General features: G+C 65.9%; 23 protein-coding genes and 1 pseudogene. 8 read left to right on the top strand and 16 right to left on the bottom strand.

Annotated features, from left to right (window positions below; translation table 11 throughout):
* Positions 1–54: 54 nt before the first annotated feature.
* From ACKOED_RS02060 to ACKOED_RS02005, 12 genes and pseudogenes are all read right to left on the bottom strand, one after another.
* The gene (locus ACKOED_RS02060) at positions 55–1,002 is read right to left on the bottom strand and encodes an AEC family transporter (protein ID WP_408914910.1); all 948 of its coding nucleotides are present in this window, start codon (positions 1,000–1,002) and stop codon (positions 55–57) included.
* A 19-nt stretch (positions 1,003–1,021) separates the two neighbouring features.
* Positions 1,022–1,627 (bottom strand): 3-isopropylmalate dehydratase small subunit, encoded by a 606-nt coding sequence (gene leuD / locus ACKOED_RS02055; protein WP_408914909.1) that lies wholly within the window; start codon positions 1,625–1,627, stop codon positions 1,022–1,024.
* Between the two features lie 10 nt (positions 1,628–1,637).
* Positions 1,638–2,595: pseudogene (gene argC, locus ACKOED_RS02050) on the bottom strand (N-acetyl-gamma-glutamyl-phosphate reductase).
* A gap of 49 nt (positions 2,596–2,644) precedes the next feature.
* Positions 2,645–3,055 carry a metallopeptidase family protein gene (locus ACKOED_RS02045; protein ID WP_408914908.1) on the bottom strand — a complete coding sequence of 137 codons (411 nt, stop codon included), beginning with the start codon at positions 3,053–3,055 and terminating at the stop codon, positions 2,645–2,647.
* A gap of 11 nt (positions 3,056–3,066) precedes the next feature.
* Entirely contained in the window at positions 3,067–3,255 is a 189-nt protein-coding gene (locus ACKOED_RS02040) for a hypothetical protein (protein WP_408914907.1), read from the bottom strand.
* 75 nt (positions 3,256–3,330) lie between these two features.
* Positions 3,331–4,740, bottom strand: a complete 1,410-nt coding sequence (gene leuC / locus ACKOED_RS02035; RefSeq protein ID WP_408914906.1) for a 3-isopropylmalate dehydratase large subunit — start codon at positions 4,738–4,740, stop codon at positions 3,331–3,333.
* A 61-nt stretch (positions 4,741–4,801) separates the two neighbouring features.
* On the bottom strand, positions 4,802–5,578 hold the full coding sequence (locus ACKOED_RS02030) for an SDR family NAD(P)-dependent oxidoreductase (RefSeq protein ID WP_408914905.1): 777 nt from the start codon (positions 5,576–5,578) through the stop codon (positions 4,802–4,804).
* Positions 5,575–6,573 carry an ABC transporter permease gene (locus ACKOED_RS02025; RefSeq protein WP_408914904.1) on the bottom strand — a complete coding sequence of 333 codons (999 nt, stop codon included), beginning with the start codon at positions 6,571–6,573 and terminating at the stop codon, positions 5,575–5,577. The genes ACKOED_RS02030 and ACKOED_RS02025 overlap by 4 nt, the downstream gene beginning before the upstream one ends.
* Before the next feature lie 85 nt (positions 6,574–6,658).
* A complete protein-coding gene (locus tag ACKOED_RS02020; protein ID WP_408914903.1) occupies positions 6,659–7,702 on the bottom strand; it encodes a sugar ABC transporter substrate-binding protein in 1,044 nt (347 codons plus the stop codon).
* Positions 7,703–7,729: 27 nt separating this feature from the next.
* The gene (locus tag ACKOED_RS02015) at positions 7,730–8,521 is read right to left on the bottom strand and encodes an ATP-binding cassette domain-containing protein (protein ID WP_408914902.1); all 792 of its coding nucleotides are present in this window, start codon (positions 8,519–8,521) and stop codon (positions 7,730–7,732) included.
* A 288-nt stretch (positions 8,522–8,809) separates the two neighbouring features.
* Positions 8,810–10,000: a hypothetical protein gene (locus tag ACKOED_RS02010; protein WP_408914901.1), complete on the bottom strand. Its 1,191-nt coding sequence runs from the start codon at positions 9,998–10,000 to the stop codon at positions 8,810–8,812.
* Positions 10,001–10,044: 44 nt separating this feature from the next.
* Positions 10,045–10,836 carry a hypothetical protein gene (locus ACKOED_RS02005; protein ID WP_408914900.1) on the bottom strand — a complete coding sequence of 264 codons (792 nt, stop codon included), beginning with the start codon at positions 10,834–10,836 and terminating at the stop codon, positions 10,045–10,047.
* A gap of 223 nt (positions 10,837–11,059) precedes the next feature.
* Here ACKOED_RS02005 and ACKOED_RS02000 point away from each other — a divergent pair, with 223 nt between their 5' ends.
* From ACKOED_RS02000 to ACKOED_RS01985, 4 genes are all read left to right on the top strand, one after another.
* Positions 11,060–11,434, top strand: coding sequence for a hypothetical protein (locus tag ACKOED_RS02000; RefSeq protein WP_408914899.1), 375 nt, complete (start codon positions 11,060–11,062; stop codon positions 11,432–11,434).
* Positions 11,435–11,519: 85 nt separating this feature from the next.
* Positions 11,520–12,464 carry a lipase family protein gene (locus tag ACKOED_RS01995; protein ID WP_408914898.1) on the top strand — a complete coding sequence of 315 codons (945 nt, stop codon included), beginning with the start codon at positions 11,520–11,522 and terminating at the stop codon, positions 12,462–12,464.
* A gap of 135 nt (positions 12,465–12,599) precedes the next feature.
* Positions 12,600–13,220, top strand: a complete 621-nt coding sequence (locus ACKOED_RS01990) for a transglutaminase-like cysteine peptidase (RefSeq protein ID WP_408914897.1) — start codon at positions 12,600–12,602, stop codon at positions 13,218–13,220.
* A gap of 15 nt (positions 13,221–13,235) precedes the next feature.
* Positions 13,236–13,439, top strand: a complete 204-nt coding sequence (locus ACKOED_RS01985) for a hypothetical protein (RefSeq protein ID WP_408914896.1) — start codon at positions 13,236–13,238, stop codon at positions 13,437–13,439.
* A gap of 10 nt (positions 13,440–13,449) precedes the next feature.
* Here ACKOED_RS01985 and ACKOED_RS01980 read toward each other — a convergent pair whose 3' ends face one another.
* Positions 13,450–13,893, bottom strand: coding sequence for an NUDIX hydrolase (locus tag ACKOED_RS01980; protein ID WP_408914895.1), 444 nt, complete (start codon positions 13,891–13,893; stop codon positions 13,450–13,452).
* A 19-nt stretch (positions 13,894–13,912) separates the two neighbouring features.
* On the opposite strand from ACKOED_RS01980, the gene ACKOED_RS01975 reads away from it, so the two are divergent.
* Entirely contained in the window at positions 13,913–14,578 is a 666-nt protein-coding gene (locus ACKOED_RS01975) for an SOS response-associated peptidase (protein WP_408914894.1), read from the top strand.
* Here ACKOED_RS01975 and ACKOED_RS01970 read toward each other — a convergent pair.
* Together ACKOED_RS01970 and ACKOED_RS01965 are read right to left on the bottom strand one after the other, a co-directional pair.
* A complete protein-coding gene (locus ACKOED_RS01970) occupies positions 14,573–15,988 on the bottom strand; it encodes an FAD-binding oxidoreductase (protein ID WP_408914893.1) in 1,416 nt (471 codons plus the stop codon). The two genes, ACKOED_RS01975 and ACKOED_RS01970, sit on opposite strands and share 6 nt — an antisense overlap.
* On the bottom strand, positions 15,985–16,923 hold the full coding sequence (locus ACKOED_RS01965; RefSeq protein ID WP_408914892.1) for an L-threonylcarbamoyladenylate synthase: 939 nt from the start codon (positions 16,921–16,923) through the stop codon (positions 15,985–15,987). Before ACKOED_RS01965 ends, ACKOED_RS01970 begins: the two co-directional genes overlap by 4 nt.
* A 45-nt stretch (positions 16,924–16,968) precedes the next feature.
* Here ACKOED_RS01965 and ACKOED_RS01960 point away from each other — a divergent pair, with 45 nt between their 5' ends.
* Genes ACKOED_RS01960 through ACKOED_RS01950 form a run of 3 tightly spaced genes read left to right on the top strand, consistent with a single transcriptional unit; the run spans position 16,969 to position 18,906 of the window.
* Entirely contained in the window at positions 16,969–17,943 is a 975-nt protein-coding gene (locus tag ACKOED_RS01960; RefSeq protein ID WP_408914891.1) for a histone deacetylase family protein, read from the top strand.
* On the top strand, positions 17,943–18,188 hold the full coding sequence (locus tag ACKOED_RS01955; RefSeq protein WP_408914890.1) for an exodeoxyribonuclease VII small subunit: 246 nt from the start codon (positions 17,943–17,945) through the stop codon (positions 18,186–18,188). Before ACKOED_RS01960 ends, ACKOED_RS01955 begins: the two co-directional genes overlap by 1 nt.
* Positions 18,178–18,906 carry a TlyA family RNA methyltransferase gene (locus ACKOED_RS01950; RefSeq protein WP_408914889.1) on the top strand — a complete coding sequence of 243 codons (729 nt, stop codon included), beginning with the start codon at positions 18,178–18,180 and terminating at the stop codon, positions 18,904–18,906. Before ACKOED_RS01955 ends, ACKOED_RS01950 begins: the two co-directional genes overlap by 11 nt.
* Here ACKOED_RS01950 and aroC read toward each other — a convergent pair.
* Complete coding sequence (aroC, locus tag ACKOED_RS01945) at positions 18,903–19,991, bottom strand: chorismate synthase (protein WP_408914888.1); 1,089 nt, start codon at positions 19,989–19,991, stop codon at positions 18,903–18,905. The two genes, ACKOED_RS01950 and aroC, sit on opposite strands and share 4 nt — an antisense overlap.
* Positions 19,992–20,002 lie beyond the last annotated feature (11 nt).

Raw genomic sequence — 20,002 nt, 5'->3', positions numbered from 1 at the left:
CGGAAAACGCGGCGGAAAATGGACTTGTTCCGCCACAAAATCAAGCCTGAGCGGCTATATCATTCCGGCATCCATCAGATAGAGCAGCACCGAGGCGCTGAGCGCCGCCAGCGCCGTGCCCAGCGTGATGGCGCCGGAGACGGCGGCTACCGCCTCCTCGTTCCGCTGTGAAAACACGAAGGCATTGGCCCCCGTCGGCATGGCGGCGAACAGCACGGCGACCTGCGCCCATAGAGGCGGGATCGACACCACATAGCGCACCATCAGGAACACCAGGATGGGCATCAGCACCATTTTGAGGGCGATCAGGGTGAACATGCCGCTCCATGAGCCTTTCAGCGAATAGCCGGCCAGCGACACGCCGAGCGCGAACAGCGCGGTGGGAACCGAGGCATCGGCCAGCATCTCCAGCATGCTGCCAGCCACCGGGTGCAGGCCCAGCCCGGCGAAGCGCCACAGGCTCCCCGCCAGCAGCCCCAGCACGATGGCATTGGTGGCGAGGTTGCGGAACAGGTCCTTCGCCGTGCGGCTGAGCGAGAAGCTGCCAGAGCCCTGGAACAGCGCCCGGTGCAGCATGGCCGTGAACCACAAGACCGGCGCGTGGATCGACAGGATCATGCCGAGCGGAATCGCCACCTGCTGGCCGAAATGGGCAAGCGCCAGCGGCGTTCCGAGCAAGGCGAGGTTGCCGAAGCCCGCCGCCATGGAGGCGGCCGCCCCGCCCGAAACATCGAGCGAGGGCACGGCGCGCGATACCAGCGCCGCGGCCACCCAGGTCATGGCAAGGCCGCCGAAGAAAGCGAGCCACAACGCCCACGGCGCCCCCTGTTGCGGACCCATGGTGGCCACCGTCTTGAACAGCAGCGCCGGGATCGCGACGTTGAACACGAACAGCGTGATGCCGCGCCCCGCCGCCGCATCGAAGATGCGGGCCTTGGCGAAGCCATAGCCCAGCACGATCATGCCAAACACCGGCAGGACTGTGGTGAGAATGGACTCCACGGGCGCGCGGAGGAGAAGGTCAGAGCCAGGGCTGGCTGGCGGACTGTTTCTTCTCGAAAGCGTCGATCGCTGTGGATTTCTCCAGCGTCAGGCCGATGTCGTCGAGCCCATTGAGCAGGCAATGCTTGCGGAACGGGTCGATGTCAAAGCGGATCACGCCGCCGTCGGGCCCGCGGATTTCCTGGCGCGGCAGATCGATGGTGAGCGTGGCGTTGGACCCGCGGCCGGCATCATCCATCAGCTTCTTCAGTTCATCCGGCGTCACCTTGATCGGCAGAATGCCGTTCTTGAAGCAGTTATTGTAGAAGATGTCGGCGAAGCTCGTGGAGATCACGCAGCGGATCCCGAAATCGAGCAGCGCCCAGGGCGCGTGCTCGCGTGATGAGCCGCAGCCAAAATTATCCCCCGCCACCAGGATCTCGGCCTTGCGGTAGGCGGGCTGGTTCAGCACGAAAACATCTATTTCCTTGCCCTCCTGGGTGTAGCGCATCTCGAAGAACAGCGATTTGCCAAGCCCCGTTCGCTTGATCGTCTTCAGGAACTGCTTCGGGATGATCATGTCGGTGTCGACATTGACAATGTTGAGCGGTGCCGCGACACCGGTGAGCGTTTCGAATTTCTGCATGATCCTGTCCTCAGGCGGCTGTGGGGAGATCGGCGCCCAGCGTTTCCGCCGCGCCGATCATGAGATTGAGATTCTGCACGGCGGCGCCGGACGCGCCCTTGCCGAGATTGTCGTAGATGGCCATCAGCAGCGCCTGGCCGCCGGCGTCATTGGCGAACACGTGAAGCCGCATGCGGTTGGTGTTGTTGAGCGCCTCGGGGCTCACCGCTGGGCTGCGCTCCACCGCCTCATAGGGCGCCACCGAAATGAACGGCTCGCCATCATAGGCTGCCATGAGACAGTCATGAATGTCGCGGCCGGTGACCCGGCGCGGGAAGAAGTCCCTGAACAGCGGCACCGCGCCCATCATGCCTTGCGCGTAATTGCCCACCGCCGGCTGGAACAGCGGCGGCGCCGCAAGCCCGCCATAGACCTGCATTTCAGGAAGATGCTTGTGCGCGAAGGTGAGGCCATAGGGGTGATAGGGAATGGCGGCGCGGCCCTTCGCCTCATAATCCTCGATCATTTTCTTGCCGCCGCCGGAATAGCCCGAGACCGCGTTGTAGCTCGCCGGGAACGAAGCCGGCAGCAGGCCGGCATCGATCAGTGGACGGATCAATGCGATGAGCCCCTGCGGATAGCAGCCGGGGTTGGCCACGCGCGCGGCGCTGGCGATGCGCGCCCGATGATCTTTCGCAAGCTCCGGCATGCCATAGACCCAACCCCGTCGCGGTGCGGAAAGCGGTCGAGGCGTCGAGCACCCTTGTCCGGGCGCCCGCATCAATCATCGCCACGGCCTCCTTCGCCGCGTCATCGGGGAGGCAGAGGATGGCGACATCGGCGGAATTGAGCAGCTCGCGCCGCGCCGCGGGGTCCTTGCGGCGCTCGGGCGCGATCGACAGCAGCGTCACGTCCGCCCGGTGCTTCAGCCGGTCGCGGATCTGCAGGCCGGTGGTGCCGGCTTCGCCGTCGATGAAGAGCGTGGTCATGGGCGGCTCCTATAGAGCCAAGGTGGAGCCGCTGCAACAGCCGGCAAGATCAGCCGGCGCGGTCTTCGATCGCGTACATGTCCTCGTCGGAGAGGCCGAAGTGATGGCCGATTTCATGCACCAGCACATGGGTGACGACCGCTCCCAGCGTCTCCTCGTGCTCGGCCCAGTAGTCGAGAATGGCGCGCCGGTAGAGAAACACCATATTGGGAAGGCGCCCGGTCTCCGGCACGGCGGCATCCTGCGCCAGGCCGACGCCCTGAAACAGTCCCAAGAGATCAAAGGGTCCCGCCGCCATATCCTTCTGGACGTCCTCGGACGGAAAATCGGCGACCTTGATGATCACATCGCCGCACATGGCGCGGAAATCCTCCGGCAGTTCCGCGAAGGCGGCGGCCGCGAGTTCGTCGATATCGCTGATCGAAGGGGCGGAAAGCCCGGCCAGCCGGTGCTCCGCCATGCGCGAAGAAATCAGCCGCAGAACAAGCTGCAGACGCCCGGTGCGCCGGTCATCGCCTGCACCGTCGCCACACCCGCCATGACGCCCGTCGCCAGGGTCAGAAGCACCAGACCGAAGAAAATGCGGCGCAGAAACTTAGCGTCCGCCTGAACCGAACTACCCACGCGAGAACCCCCAAAACCACCGGTGGCGATGGCCACCCCTCCAAGTCACCTTAACGCCGCGAAGGTGACATAAGGCTTAACAAATTCTTCAGCAACCGTTAACGCACCGGCTCAGCCGGTCTTGCGGACATCCACAAAACGCCCGGCGAGCGCCGCCGCTGCGGCCATTTCCGGCGACAGCAGATGGGTGCGGCCCTTGTAGCCCTGACGGCCCTCGAAATTGCGGTTCGAGGTGGAGGCGCAGCGCTGGCCAGGCTTCAGCTGATCGGGATTCATGCCAAGGCACATGGAGCAGCCGGGCTCGCGCCATTCGAAGCCGGCCGCCTTGAAGATCCGGTCCAGCCCCTCGGCCTCGGCCTGCTGCTTCACCAGCCCCGATCCCGGCACGATCATCGCATAGGCGAGCCGGCCCGAGATCTTCTTGCCTTCGACGACCCGGGCCACGTTGCGCAGGTCCTCGATGCGGCCGTTGGTGCAGGAGCCGATCCAAACCACGTCGAGTTCGATGTCGGTCATCCGGGTGCCAGGCTTGAGGCCCATGTAATCCAGCGCCCGCCACTTGGACTGGCGCTTGCCTTCATCGGCGATGTCATCGGGGTTCGGCACCACCCCCTCGATCGACACCACATCCTCGGGGCTCGTTCCCCAGGAGACGATGGGCGGCAGATTGGCGGCATCGAGCGTGACGATCCGGTCGAAATGCGCGCCCTCGTCGGTCACCAGCGTGTCCCAGTAACGGCGCGCCTTGTCCCAGGCTTCGCCGTTTGGCGCCATCGGCTTGCCCTTCAGATAGTCGAAGGCCTTATCGTCGGGGGCGATCATGCCGGCGCGGGCGCCGCCCTCGATGGTCATGTTGCACACCGTCATGCGGCCTTCCATGGAGAGGCCGCGGATCGCCTCGCCGGCGAACTCGATCACCGAACCGGTGCCGCCCGCCGTGCCGATCTGGCCGATGATGGCGAGGATGATGTCCTTCGCCGTCGCGTGCCGCGGCAGCTTGCCATCGACCTGGACCAGCATGTTCTTGGCTTTCTTCTGGATCAGCGTCTGGGTGGCCAGCACATGCTCAACTTCCGAGGTGCCGATGCCGTGCGCCAGCGCCCCGAAGGCGCCATGGGTGGAGGTGTGGCTGTCGCCGCAGACGATGGTCGTGCCCGGCAGCGTGAAGCCCTGCTCGGGGCCCACCACGTGGACGATACCCTGGCGCTTGTCGAGCTCGTTGAAATATCTGATACCGAATTCGGCGGCGTTCTTGGCCAGCGTCTCCACCTGCACCCGGCTTTCCTCCTCGGCGATGCCGTGCGAGCGGTCGGTGGTGGGCACGTTATGGTCGACAACCGCCAGGGTGCGCTCCGGGTGGCGCACCTTGCGGCCAGTCATGCGCAGGCCTTCGAAGGCCTGCGGGCTCGTCACCTCATGAACGAGGTGGCGGTCGATGTAGAGGAGCGCTGTGCCGTCCTCGGCCTCATGCACGAGGTGGTCATCCCAGATCTTGTCATAGAGCGTGCGCGGCTTGGCCATCGGAAACTGTGCCTTTGGATGTCTTGAATTCCGGGGCTATTTACCGGCTTGCGGCTTGAAGTCAAACCGAACTGGGGTTGATCCGGAAATCCGCGCCCTCCGGCAGGGTCTGGCCGCCGTCGACCACGATGGTCGTGCCGGTGATGTAGGAGGCCTCGTCGGACGCGAGGAACAGCGCGCAATTGGCGACATCACGGGGGCTGCCCAGCCGGCTCAGCGGAATCGCCGCCTCCATCGACCTGATGAAGGCCTCGGAGCGCTCAGCCTTCATGCCCGCCGTCATGATGTTGCCGGGCTCGATGCCGTTCACCGTGATGCCGTAGCCCGAGAACTCCAGCGCCGCCGCCTTGATGAAGCCGTTGATGCCCGCCTTGCTGGCCGAATAATGGCCATGGCCGGGGCTGGTCACCCGGGGGCCGGTGATCGAGGAGGTGAACACCATGCGGCCATAGGCCTTGGCCTTCATGTGCGGCAGCGCGGCGCGGGCGGCGAGGAAGGTGCCCCTGAGGTTCACCGCCAGAACCTTGTCCCATTCCCCGGTCGAGATGTTTTCGATCAGCGTCCAGGGATAGATGCCGGCGTTCTGCACCAGAATATCGAGGCCGCCGAACCCCTCGAGCGCGGTTTGCACCGCACGCTCGGCATGGTCCTGCCGCGAAATGTCGGTTTCGGCGAAAATCCCCCCGAGCCTGGCCGCCGTGGCGCGCCCGGCCTCGGCTTCGGTATCGGCGATCACCACGCGCGCACCCTCCTCCACGAAGCGTTCGGCGATGCCCTCGCCGATGCCGCGCGCCGCGCCGATCACCAGCGCCACCTTGCCTTCAAGTCTTCCGCTCATGCGAACCTCTGGCGAATTTGCAGTTTCAGCGTATCGAGAAGCACGGCGGCCAGCACCAGCAATCCGAGGATCACCTGCGTGTAGTGGGCGGGCAGCCCCATCAGGTTGATCGCGGTGTGAATGGAAGACAGCAGCAGCACGCCGGCATAGACGCCAGGCAGCTTGCCCACGCCCCCCTTCAGGGAAACCCCGCCGATCACCACCGCCGCGAAAGCGTTGAACAGCATGCCGGTTCCAAGATTGGCGGTAGCGCCGCTGGTGCGGATGGCGAGCAGCCAGCCCGCCAGACCGGCGATGGCGCCGGCCAGAACGAAGGAGATGAACATCAGCCGGTCAACCTTGATGCCGGCCCGGAAAGCAGCCACGGCGTTGCCGCCGATCAGCGTGATGTGGCGGCCGAACGGCGTGCGGCCCATGATGAAGGAAAACGCCACGTAGCACAGAATGGCGATCCAGGCGATCAGCGGCACGTAAAGCAATTGCTCGATGCCGATGACGCGCAGCGATGGCGAAAGGTCCTGCGCCGAGCGTCCGCCCGAAATGGCCACCACCAGCCCGCGCACCCAGATATAGGAGGCGAGCGTCACGATGAAGGCGTTCATCTTCAGCTTGATGGTGAAAAAGCCGTTGAGAAGGCCAACGGCGGCGCCCACCGCGAGGGCCAGCGCCAGCGACACCGGCACCACCAGCCATTCTGGCGTGAACGCGATGCCGAGGCCTATTCCCCGCGCGCAGAACAGCATGCCGGTGATCATGGCGGCCAGCGCCGCCGTCGATTCGACGGACAGGTCCATGTGGCCCGCGATGATCACGATGGCGAGCCCGATGGCCATGACGCCGACGAAGGTCGATTGCTCGATGATGTTCGCGAAAATGCCGATCTGGAAGAAGTTAGGCACGAACAGCGAAAACGCCGCCAGCACCGCGGCCAGCATGAACCAGACGAGGTGGTCGAGGACGAATTCGGCAATGGCCCGCTGGCGGGAGGATGTCATGGATGGCTCATTCGGCGAAAGCCGCGATTGCGCGCTGCCCGGCCACGCCGGCCTGAGCCGGCGTGGCGGGCGCGCGTATGGCTGGTCACTGCACCGGCGTGATCTTGTCGGCGGGCGCCTTGAGATTGCCCCAGAAGCGCGGCTCGTCGACATTGTCCTTGGTGATGGCGGCGCCCGGTATCTTGATGTTGGGGCCCCAAGCCTCGATGGTGAGCTCGGAATCGAGCCCCAGCACGTTGTAGCGGCCCGGCTTGATCTCCTGCTTGTTCACCACCTTGTCGGCGAACATCGCCAGCGCCGCGGCCTGGGCATAGAGCGGCTGCTCCACTTCGACGTTGAGCCAGCCCTTGCGGATCAGATCAAGCCCGACCGGCGCGCCGTTCGACGAGATCAGCATCACGTCGCCCGGCTTCTTGCCCTTGGCTTCGAGAGCCGCCACCGCCGCCACCGACAGATGCGCGGCGTGGAGGAAGATCAGGTCGATATCGGGATTGGCCACCATCTGGTCCGACACGATGGTGCCGGCGTTGGACGCCTCCCACTGCATCGCCGGCAGGGTGATGATCTGTGCCTCCGGGAAAGCCTTCATCTGCTCCTCGAAGCCCTTCTGGATATCGAGGGTATAGGGGTCTGCCGGATCGCCCAGCACCTGCAGGATCTTGCCCTTGACGCCGCCCTTGCGTTCGGTGAGCAGGCGCTGGATTTCGCCCGCCGCGACCCGGCCGATTTCCACCGTGCCGGCCACCGAGGTGAAGTCGGAGGGCGTTGAGGTGATCTGGCGGTCGAAGATCATCACCGGAATTCCGGCGGCGCGGGCCTTCTCGATCGACGGCGCGAGCGCGTTGAAATCCACCGCGGCGAGAATGATGGCGGCCGGCTTCTGGAGGATGGTGTCGTTCATCTGGCTTTGCTGCAGGTCGGTCTTGTTGTCGGCGTTGAGCGTGACCACCTCATAGCCGACATCGGCCATGAACTTGGTGATCGAGGACACCGACTCGGTCTGGAATTCGTCGAGCAGGGTCGGCACCATGTAGAAGATTTTGCCCTTCGATTCCGCGAAGGCGGGGGGTACGGCCGCCACCGCCGCCAGGGCGATGGATGCCGTCAATAGCCGGCGCAAACGGTTCATGTTCGTTTCCTCTTTTGCTGTTCTGGTTCAGGGTTGCGGGCCATTCGGCCTCCTTTCTTGGGCGTGACCGCCAATCGCCTCGCCGGTGATCATCGCCACCACCTCGTCGGGGCTGGTTTGCCGGGCGGCGACATCGCCCGCCAAGCGGCCCTGGCGGATGACCACGATGCGGTCAGCCACCTGGAAGGCCTGGGTCATGATGTGGGTGATGATGACCACCCCGATGCCCTGGGCGGCGATGCGCTTGATAAGATCGAGGCCGCGCCGCGTCTGCTCGACGCCGAGCGCCGCGAACGGCTCGTCCAGCAGCACCAGCTTGCCGCCCCAGTGGGCGAAGCGGTTGAGCTCGATCGCCTGGCGCTGGCCGCCCGAAAGATACTCGACATTGGTGCGCAGCGACGGAATGCGGGTTCCGGCATTGGCCAGCGCCTGCGACACAACCTCTTCCATCTGCCGCTCCTGCAGCACTGGAATGAAGCCGAGCCGGCGCTTCACGATCTCCCGGCCCATGAAGAAATTGGCGACCACATCGACATTGGTGCACAGCGACAGGTCCTGATAGACGGTCTCGATGCCATGCGCCTTGGCTTCGGCGGGGGTGGCGAACAGGCGCTCCGCGCCGTCGAACACCATCCGCCCGCCGGACGGCTTCAGGCCGCCGGAAATGATTTTGACGAGGGTCGATTTGCCGGCCCCATTGTCGCCCAGCAGGGCCACCACCTCGCCCTTGCCGACCGCGAAGGAAACACCCTTCAGCGCTTCGATCGCGCCAAAGTTCATGCGGATGCCGTCAAGCTCGAGGAGGGCGGGAACACTCATGCGCCGCGGCTCCTGGCCGGCGCGGCCCAAACCTGCGATCTTCCCCTCAAGCGAACCTCCGGCGGCGTTCACGAACCAGACCAGCCTAGCGCAAAGCGCGGGGACGCGAAATCCCGGATTTTCCGGACCCGGACCAGGGGCCGGGGGCAAAGCCCGGGGCGCTTCCGCCGCCAGGCTCCCGGGGGAGAGTTTTTACAATGTCAATCAGCAGCAGGCACGTCCGCGAACGGCGCCGTTGCTATCCAGATTTAGGAAAAAAGTCAAGAGGAATTTTTTCTTTTCCCTGGCTCAGGCGCTCCGCAAGGCCCGGGCGATCTCGCGGCCCACCGTCTCGGCCTCGCCGGGCTTCAGGCACATGGGGTTGACGATGGCCATGCCCTTGTCGCGCTGGGCGGGATCGAGCGCGATCGCCGGCTCGCCCCGCTGCAGGCGGAGGCACAGTTCGCGCACCCCAATTCGGCCCGGATCGAGCACGATCTCAACGGTGGGAACCGCGGAGATGTCATTGCCGCCGGTGACGGTCACCAGATGGCCCTCAAGCGCCGCCGCCACCGTTTCGCAGTCCTTGAGCCAGCGTCCGTGGCGGGCGGCATCGCCTTCCGCCACGAACAGCCGCAGCGCGGTCACAAGCCCGACGATTTCTTCCTTGCCGGCCTTGCAGCTCCGTCCGATGCCGTGTTGCGGCGCGCCCTTGAGGCGGTTCTTGTCGATCAGCGGATAGGGCGGCTCCCACATATCCCAGTAGATGTCGAGGTCGAGGTGCTGCAGCGCCGCCGCCATGATCAGGTCGCGGCGCCCGGCCAGGATGCCGCTCGCCTGCGGGCCGCCGATTGCCTTGCCGCCGGAGAAGGCCACGAGGTCGGCGCCCTCGGCGATGAAGCGGCGGAGATTGTCCTGTGGCGGCAATTGCGCCGCGGCGTCGACGATCACCGGCACGCCGCGGGCATGGGCGGCGCGGGTCACCTCGGGAAGCAGCGGCCGCGCCTGCGGGTCGGCGACATAGAATACCGCGGCGGTCCGTTCGTTGATGGCATCGTCGATTTCCCAGGCCTCGGCATCGCGCACCCCGGCGCCGGCGTAGCGGTCAGGCAGGCCCACCTCGACGATGGTGAGCCCGGCGGCCCGGATGGCGTGGTCGTAGAAATTGCGCTGGCTGCGCACCATCACGCATTCATTCTTCATGCCCGTGGTGTCGGGGAGCCGGGCCATGCGGCCGGGATCGAGCCCGGTGACGCAGGCCGCCGCCCCGATCAGCAGGCAGGCCGAGGCGCCGGAGGCGACATAGCCCGCCTCTGCTCCCGTCATCTCCGCAATCACCTGTGATGCCGCCTGCTGCAGGGCCGCGATGTCGACACAGGCTTGCGAGGCTTCGGCCATCGCGGCCGCCACCTCGGTCCGCATGATGCCGCCCGACAGCCGGGTCGCCGGGCCTTTCGCGTTGATCAGGGTCTTGACCCCGAGATCGCCATAGACCGACATGACTTCGCCCTCCTGCTTTCAGGTTCCGGTTATCGCCCGCTGCCTCACGGCTGATCAAGCCAATCCGCAAGGTTCTCGAACTGCGGCCGGAAATAGGCGACCATCCGCCCGGCAGGCGTGGCGGTGGCGGAATGGCCCCAGGGCGCCACGCCATGCAGCATATGGCGGTGCAGCAGCACCGCCTCGCCCGGCATGGCGGGCAGCACAATCCGCCGGCAGGAGGCGAACACCTGCCGCCGCGCCGCCTGATAGGCCTCGGTCAGGTCAATGTCCGGCCAGCTCTTGGCGGGATGGCCGCCGAGAACACCGGAAAGGGCCTCGCCCATGATGCGGTGCGAGCCTTCCCAGGCCACCAGCGGGGCGGCGTCGGGCGATTGCGCGGTGAGCGCTATTCCGAGAATATAGGCGTGGGGCTCCCTGAGAAACCGGCGCTTGGCCGGCCCCTCCGCCAGGAGCCCATCGACATGCGCGGCATCGCGATCGCGGCGGAAGCGGAAGGCCGCCTCGCTTTCCTGGGGCGAGGGCTGCGGATAACCCGGATAGCACACCGACAGCTGGGCGCGGTGCAGCGGCAGGTCCAGGCGCGGTATCACCCGCAGGAAGTCCATGGCGGCGCCGGCCAGCGGTGGACCGCCGGCGACCCTGCCAGTTTCATCGTTGGGCAGGGCATCGACGCCGACGAACCAGGTGCCGCCGCAGCGCAGCCAGTGGGCATTTGCAGGATCGCGCGTCGCGGCCAGCGCCACGGGACCGGCATGGTCTGCCCAGGCCCGCATCTCCGGGTCCGCCGGAAACCGCAGGAGTCCCGTTTCCAGCAATTGCGCGAAGAGCTCCATGCTTCTTCCATAGCACGGCTGCGCGGGCATGGTTCGGAGAGAAAATTGCTCAGAATACTATTTAAGATTGAATTAACCTCATCAGAATTGCGGCAGATCAAGGGGTATCTCGGCCATCTCCTCCCCATATTTCGAACACAGGCGGCTGCCAAACGGGCGGCCATCCAATGACACCGCGCTGAGGCAAGGGGGCCTGCGGCGGCCAAACAGGGGATTGACCGACATGACGAAGAGCAAGCTGCTTGCCTCTCTCTTGATCGCGGCATCGGCGATGGGGGCATCGGTCGCCGCCGAGGCCGGATCGCTCGGCAAGGGTGAGGTCGCGAAGCTGTTTCCGGGCCAGTTCGAAGCCAAGGTGAAGGGCTACCGCGTCGCCTTTTCCGGGGAGCGCAACGGTGCCCTGTCAGGCGAGGCCTATGGCCAGCAGGATCAGGGCCATTGGTACATGAAGGGCGCGGAACTGTGCGTCGTGTGGACGAAGTGGACCGACGGCAAGCCGCGTTGCGGCGAGGTCAGCCAGCAGGGCGGCTGGTATGTCGCCCATGATGGCAAGGGTGAGATGCTCAAGTTTCGCCGCACCGACGTGGCGCAGAACTGACCTTCCCGATACGCGGGACGGTGCGGCAACGCCTGGTTGACGCGCCCACCGCTTCGCGCCAAGTTGCCCGGCGAAAAGGAAGGCCATGATGGCGGGATGTGTTTCGACCGGGCGGCGGCGTGCCGCCCATGTGACGGTCATGGCCCTGTGCCTGGCACTGGTTTCCGCCTGTTCGGGCATTCCCCGTCAGGACCTGGACAGCCTGGGTTCGCAGGTTTCGACACAGAAGGTCGATTTCGCGGTGCTTGAGGCCGATGCCCAGCGCGCCAGGACGGCCTATCGCCCACCAGCCGAGATTCAGGCTGCCTACCCGAAGACCGTGCGGGTGGCGACCCCGGCGAAGCAGGACGTGCAGTATTTCATCGAGCGCGACGACAAGGCCAAGATTCAATATGTGGTGGTGCGGGGCAGCGCCAATGATATCAATATGAAAGAGGATTTTGCCGCCCGCCTCCGCAAGGATCGCCAGATCAAGGTTCCGGTCCACACCGGTTTTGACGAGGATGCCAAGGCCATCTGGACGGACGCTCAGCCCTATTTGAAGAAAGACTACCAGATCAGGCTGGTCGGGCATTCGCTGGGCGGTGCGGTCGCGGCGATTCTCGGCGTTTATGCCATTGAGGATGGCTACAAGGTCCAGACCATCCACACCTATGGCCAGCCACGCTTCACAACCCAGGACGGCGCGGCGCAACTCTCCTTCCTTCCCGTGCTGAGAGTGGTGGACGAAAACGATATCGTGCCGCTGCTGCCCCCAGGGCTTGTCGCGCCCTATGCACAGGTGGGGGCCGAAGTGATCCTCCTGGATGGGTCTAACTACGTCTATCTGGACGCCCCTGCCGCCGAAACCCTGAGCAAGGGCGAACTTGGCCGGGACCTGGCCGTCGCGGACCTCAAGGACCACAAGATGCAGAACTATATTTCCCGCATCGCGACCAAGCTCGATGGCGCCCAGGCTGTCGCCTACAATGATCGCCAGAAATACGTTCCCGAAAAGAAACAACAAAAGGTTGCAGCGCAGCAGCCCTGACCACAATCTAAGGTTAAATTCGCCTCTTTTCCGCCGCGGGCGTTAACTTAACTTTTCGTTTACGATTGCCCCCCGCGCCCCCGCGCGGCATGTTTACGCCACATTAACGATAAGCGTTTGGGGCGTAAAATGGGTATGTGGGGTAAGGGGGTGGCAGTGGCGCTGGGTTTGCTGGCCGCGCTGACCATGGGCGGGCCTGCCGCCGACGCAGCCTCCAACGACAAGCCTTTCGCCAAGGAATATGCCGAAACCCTGCCGCCGATCGGCTTCGTCGAATTCTGCCAGCGCAATCCTGACAGCTGCCTGCCGGGCGAGGGCAAGCAGCGCCGTGCCGCCATGACCGAGGAAAAGTGGCTGCTGGTGCGCATGGTCAATGCCTTTGTGAACGGCTCCATCGCCCCGGTCACCGACGAAACGCTCTATGGCACGGCGGAATACTGGACGCTTCCCGCCGATGCCGGCGATTGCGAGGATGTGGTCCTCCTCAAGAAGAAGATTCTCGTTTCGAAGGGAATCCCCGAGGAGGCGCTGCGCATCACCGTGGTGCTCGACGAACACGCCGAAGGCCACGCCGTGCTGACGCTGGTCACCACCCGGGGCGACTTCATTCTGGACAACCGGCGCAACGAAATCCGCAACTGGGCGGCCGCCGGCTACACGCTGCTCAAGCGCCAGTCGGCGAAGGACCCGCGCAAGTGGGTGTCGCTGGAACCGGTCCGGGACGGTTCGGACGTGCGCGGCACGGCAAGCAAGTAAGGGGCGGGTGCGATCATGCTGACGTTCCCCTTCCGCCTTCTCGCGATGCTCTTCCTGGCCCTGTTCTGCTACAGCAAATGGGTGCGCCGGACGGTGGCGGCGGTGATCGTCTCGGCAATTTTCGTCGCCGCGCAGAACCCGGGGCTGCTGGAAGCCTCCGCCGCGCAGTCCGATCGATCCGCGATTCTCAACGCCCTGTCTTTGCTGGCCGGGGAATAGCGCGGGGCCGTCAGAGCCCGGCGCATCCGGCGTCCGCGACAAGCGCCCGCGCGGCGGCGATGGCCGCGGGCATGTTCGGGGCGAGCGCATAGCCGCCGAGACTGTCCGGATCGGCCCAGCTGACCGCCATCGCATCGCTTGCGGCCTCCGGCTCGCCGGGGCCCGCGAGCCCGGCGAAACAGGCAATCACATAATGCACCGTCACCAGCCCCGCGGCATCCCGCCGGATCACGTCATAGAGCCCGGCGAGCCCCTGGAACCGCGCCGTCAGGCCGGTTTCCTCATGCAGTTCCCTGGCCGCCGCCTCCTCCAGCCGCTCGCCCGGTTCCACGTGCCCGCCGGGAAACGCCCAGATCCCCACGGGTGGCTTCGCACGCTGCACCAGCAGCACCCGGCCGTCTCTCCAAACCGAGGCCGAAACCCCCAGTTTCGGCAGGTGTTGCGCATCCGTCATTGCTGGCTAATCTCCGCCCATGTGCGGCCTCTATAGCCTCAAGCGAAGCCCCGGGGAAACCCGGGCGTGGTTCCGTTTCACCGATGAGCCGGATTTTCCGCCGCGCGCTCACGTGGCGCCGGGCCAGCCCATCGGCGTGGTGCGGATGGAGAATGGCGCGCGCCGTTTCGCTTTGGTGCGCTGGGGCTTCGTGCCCTCCTGGGCCAAGGAGGTGAAGCCAGGCCGCCAACTGATCAACGCGCGTGGCGAGACGGTGCTGGAGAAGCCCGCCTTCCGCGCCGCCATGCGCCGCCGCCGCTGCCTGGTGCCCGCTGACGGTTACTATGAATGGTCCGGCGAGGCGGGGCGCAAGACGCCCTATTTTGTGACCCGCCGGGACAACGGCCTGTTTGCCTTCGCGGGCTTGTGGGAACATTGGATGGGGGCCGATGGGTCCGAGCTGGAAACCGCGGCGCTGATGACCATCGCGCCCAACGCCGAGCTGGCCGCGATCCATGACCGCATGCCGGTGATCATCGCGCCCGAGGACTATGAAACCTGGCTCACCGGCGCGGCGGAGACGGCCGCCACGCTTATCCGTCCGGCGCCGGAGGGAAGCCTGGTCTTCGCCCCTGCGGTCATTCCGCGCAAGGCGCCGCCCGCTGGCGATGATCGCGCGCCGCAAGGCCAGTTGACGCTGCTATGACAGGTACTCAGGGGGCAGGACCCGCCCGGGATTGAGAATGTTGTTGGGGTCAAAGGCGCTCTTCAACTGCCGCATCATCGCCAGTTCGACCGGCGGCTTGATCGCCGTCATGCGGTGCGCCTTGAGCCGCCCGATGCCGTGTTCGGCGCTGATCGAGCCGCCAAAGCGCTGGACCACCGCGAAAACCACGTCGTTCATGCCGTTCCAGAGATCGAGAAACGCCTGCTTGTCCATGCCGACAGGCTGGGAAATGTTGTAGTGGATGTTGCCGTCACCGAGATGACCGAAGCTCACGAAGCGCGCGCCCGGCAGGAATGCCGAGACAGCGGCATCGGCTTCCGCGAGGAAACGCGGCACCTGCGAGACTGGCACGGCCACGTCGTGCTTGATCGATCCGCCTTCAGGCTTCTGAGATTCCGAGATGAGTTCGCGCGCTGACCAGAAGGAGGCGCGCTGGCCTTCTGACTGGGCGATGGCGGCATCGCTCACAATGCCACGCTCCATGGCGGCTTCGAGAACGCCCGCCATTGCATCCGGCGCGGGATCGGCGAGTTCAGCCAGCACATACCAGGGCGCGGCCGCCGCCAGCGGATGGCGTACCCCTGCATGCCTGACAGAGAACTGAAGTGCCAGATCGGCGATCAGTTCGAAGGCCACCACCCGGTTGCCGCTCATGTCCTTCATCAATGACAGGAGATCGACGGCGGCCTGCGGCGAGGGCACGGCGATAAAGGCGGTCTCGCGGCTGCGCGGTTTTGGAAACAGCTTGAGCACCGCCCCCGTGATGATGCCGAGCGTTCCTTCCGCGCCGATGAAAATGTCGCGCAGGTCATAGCCGGTATTGTCTTTCCGGAGCCGCCGCAGCCCGTTCCACACCCGGCCATCGGCCAGCACCACTTCAAGCCCGAGGCAGAGATCGCGCGCATTGCCATAGGCGATCACATTGAGCCCGCCGGCATTGGTCGAAAGATTGCCGCCAATCCGGCAGGAGCCCTCGGACGCGAGGCTTAAGGGAAACAGCCGGTCCACGGCATCGGCAGCCTCCTGCAGCGATTTCAGGATCACGCCGGCCTCGGCGGTGATGGTGTTGTTGGCGGGGTCGACGCTGAGAATGCGGTTCATGCGGTCGAGCGACAGCACCACTTCGTTGCCGGCCTCGGTGGCGGTCTGGCCGCCGCACAGGCCGGTGTTGCCCGCCTGCGGCACGATGGCCGTGCGGGTTTCATCGGCGATGGCCAGGATGCGGCTCACCTCTTCGGTGGACGACGGGCGCAGCACCAGGGGCGAGCGGCCCACCCAGATTTGCCGCCATTCGCGCATGTAGCCGTCCATGCCGGCGGGATCGCGGATGGCATGGGCCTCGCCCACCACGGCGGCGAGCCGGTCAAGCGTTGCCGGCGATGGTCTCATGCCGGCTCCCGCGGCGCCGCCGCGCGCATCAGCCGGTCATTGATCGCCTCGCCGAGCCCGTGGTGCGGAACCGGCGCGACGGCGATCCGCGCCACGCCCGTCGCATCGATCTCGTGCAGAAGCCGGAACAGATTGGCCGCGGCCTCCACAAGCTCGCCGGTCCGTGACAAAGTCCACGGCCCATGGCTGTGAAGCGGCCCGAAACCGAGATAGGCCTCGCCCGCGCGCGGGCCTTCGGCATTGAGGCGGAGTTCGGCGCGCGGCGCATAATGGCTGGTGAGCTGCCCCGGCGCATGCGGGCGCACCGCATGGGTTTCAACCGCCACCGCATGGCCCAGCGCCTTCTCGATCTCGGCGCGCGGGATGCCGCCGTGACGGATCAGCCTGGGCCCATCTTCGAGAAAGCTCACGACACTCGATTCCACCCCCACCTTGCAGCGTCCGCCATCCAGCACCATCGCCACTTTGTCCCTGAGGTGGCGGCGCACATGGTCGGGCGAGGTCGGGCTGATCCGTCCGGAGGGGTTGGCGCTTGGCGCCACGACGGGGCGCTCCACCGCCTTGAGAAGATCGAGCGCCATGGGATGCGCCGGAACCCGCAGCGCGATGCTGTCCAGCCCGGCGCTGGCCAGCAGCGACACCGGGCAATCCGGTGCGCGTGGCACCACGATGCTCAGCGGACCCGGCCAGAACCTCTCGGCCAATGTCCTGGCCTCCGCGCTGAACTGGCCCAGCCGGAAGGCCGCTTCGGCACTGTCCACATGCACGATCAGCGGATTGAAGGACGGCCGCCCCTTCACCGCGTAGACGCTGGCGACCGCCGCGTTATTGGTGGCGTCTGCCCCCAGCCCGTAGACCGTTTCGGTCGGGAAGGCCACCAGCCCGCCCTCACGCAGGGCCTGTGCGGCGGCGGCGATGTCATTGTGGGCAGCCATTCCGGCTCTATAGCAGTCCCCCGGCGGAGCGGCTAGAAAGACCGCATGACGACCTTGCTGTTCACGCATCCGGCCTCGCTCGGCCATGTCACGCCCGATGGCCACCCGGAGCGCATTGACCGCATCCGGGCCATCAACCAGATCCTGTCGAGCGAGCATTTCGCAGCGCTCACCCGCCGCGCGGCGCCGCTGGGGCGGGATGAGGACATTCTCCACGCCCATGCCGTGGAGCATCTGGAGCGCATCCGCGCCGTGGCTCCGGCGGAGGGCTATGAATATCTCGATCCCGATACGGTGATGTCGCCGGGCTCGCTCGAGGCCGCGCTGCGGGCCGTGGGGGCGGCCACCGCCGCCGTCGATGCCGTGTTCGGGGGCGAAGCGGACAATGCCTTCTGCGCGCTGCGCCCGCCGGGCCACCATGCAGAGACCCGCCGCGCCATGGGCTTTTGCCTGTTCAACCAGGCGGCCATCGCCGCCCATCATGCCCGCCACCGCCATGGCGCCGAGCGGGTGGCGGTGATTGATTTCGACGTCCATCACGGCAATGGCACGCAGGACATCTTCTGGTCCGACGCCGGCATGTTCTATGGTTCGACACACCAGATGCCGCTCTACCCCGGCACCGGTTCCGTTCAGGAAACCGGTGTGGGCAACATCGTCAACGCGCCGCTGCGGGCGGGTGACGGCGGCGCGGAGTTCCGCGAGGCGATGAGTTCAGTCATTCTCCCGGCGCTTGACGGCTTCATGCCGGACCTGGTGGTGGTTTCGGCGGGCTTCGACGCCCATCACCGCGATCCGCTGGGCAGTCTGCGTCTCACCGAGGAGGATTTCGCCTGGGTGACGCTGAAGCTCATGGAGGCGGCGGAAGTCCATTGCGGCGGCCGCCTCGTCTCGGTGCTGGAAGGCGGCTATGATCTGCAAGGGCTTGCGGCGTCGGTGGGCACTCATGTGCAGGCCCTGATGCATGGCAATGCCGGCGAGGCGAACGACTTCACGAACGACGACGAGGACGACTTCTGATGACCAATCACGTGGATATCGCCAGCCTTCCCTTCGAGAAGGCGCTGGCCGAACTGGAGCAGATCGTGACGCGGCTCGAGTCGGGCAAGGTCGATCTGGAGCAATCGATCGCCATCTATGAGCGGGGCGAGGCCTTGAAGAAGCATTGCGAGAAGCTGCTCAAGGACGCCGAGGCGCGGATCGAGAAGATCACCCTGAAGCCGGACGGCACGCCCGCCGGCACAGAACCGCTGGATGTCGAGTAGGCGACGGCTTGACGAGGCGCTGGTGGCGCGGGGGCTTTATCCCTCGCGCGCCCGCGCCCGCGACGCGGTGTTGCGTGGCGCCGTACAGGTCGATGGTAAGCCGGCCGCCAGGCCATCGCAACCGGTGGCCGCGGAGAGCGCGCTCACCACCAGCGACGAAGCCCGGGCCTATGTCTCGCGCGCCGCGCTGAAGCTCAAGCACGCGCTGGCCTTCTTCGGCATTGAGGCGAAGGGCCGCCATTGCCTCGATATCGGCGCCTCGGCCGGCGGCTTCACCCAGGTACTGCTCGAGGAGGGCGCTGCCCATGTGACGGCCATTGACGTGGGCCATGCGCAGATGAAGCTCAGCGACCCGCGGATCACCCTCATCGAAGGCCTGAACGCGCGCGATCTGTCCGCCGGCCACCTGGAACAAAAGCCAGACCTGATCGTTTGCGACGTGAGCTTCATTTCGCTCAAGCTGGCGCTGCCGCCGGCACTGGCGCTCGCCGCGCCCGGAGCGGTGCTGGTGGCGCTCATCAAGCCGCAGTTCGAGGTGGGCCGTGACGCGCTCGGCAAGGGCGGCGTGGTCACGTCGCAAGCCGAACAGGCGCGTGTATGCCGTGAGGTCGTCACGTTCCTGATGAACGGGGGCTGGCTGGTTCAAGGCGTGACGGACTCGCCGCTCCTGGGTGGTGACGGAAACCAGGAATTTCTGGTCGCGGCGCGGAGAGCCTAACCGCCCATCTGCCCGCGGTGGCGGAGAAAATGATCGGCCAGCACCAGGGCCATCATCGCTTCACCCACCGGCACGGCGCGGATACCGACGCAGGGGTCATGGCGGCCCCTGGTGAAGATATCGGTTTCGGCGCCCGCCGCCGTGATGGTCTTCCGTGGGCTGAGGATCGAGGAGGTTGGCTTCACCGCGAAGCGCGCCACGACGTCCTGCCCGGTCGAGATGCCGCCCAGAATACCGCCGGCGTGGTTGGAGAGAAACTCCGGTTTGCCGCCCGCCATGCGCATTTCATCGGCGTTTTCCTCGCCCGAGAGTGCCGCCGACGCGAAACCGTCGCCGATCTCGACGCCCTTCACCGCATTGATGCTCATCATCGCCGCGGCGAGGTCCTGGTCGAGCTTGCCATAGAGCGGCGCGCCCCAGCCCGCCGGTACACCGCTGGCCACCACTTCGATCACGGCGCCCGCCGAGGAACCAGCCTTGCGCACACCGTCCAGATAGTCCGCGAAACGTTCGGCCGCCTTTGCATCGGGCGTGAAGAAGGGGTTGCGGTCAACCTCCGCCCAGTCCCAGCGGTCACGGTCGATCCTGTGTGGGCCCATCTGGATCAGCGCGCCGCGGATCGTGACACCCGGAATGACCTTGCGGGCGACCGCGCCGGCCGCGACCCGCGCCGCTGTCTCGCGCGCGGATGAGCGTCCGCCGCCTTTGTAATCGCGAATGCCATATTTGGCCTGATAGGTGTAGTCGGCGTGACCGGGGCGGAACTTGTCGCGGATGTCGGCATAATCCTTGGAGCGCTGGTCGACATTCTCGATCAGCAGCATGAGCGGCGTGCCTGTGGTGACCGGACCGCCGGTGCGCTCGTCTTCGAACACGCCTGACATGATCCGCACCTGGTCCGGCTCCTGGCGCTGGGTGGTGAAGCGCGATTGGCCGGGGCGGCGTTTATCAAGAAAGACCTGGATATCCTCGGGCTTCAGCGGAATGTTGGGCGGGCAGCCATCAACCACGCAGCCGATGGCGGGCCCGTGGCTTTCGCCGAAGCTCGTCATCCGGAAGAGGTGGCCGAAGCTGTTGTGCGACATCCGCGCTAACG

The organism is Aestuariivirga sp. (assembly GCF_046093005.1).
Lineage (GTDB): Bacteria > Pseudomonadota > Alphaproteobacteria > Rhizobiales > Aestuariivirgaceae > Aestuariivirga.
Note: the sequence above shows the minus strand (reverse complement) of the source record. Positions and strands in the feature narration are given on the sequence as shown.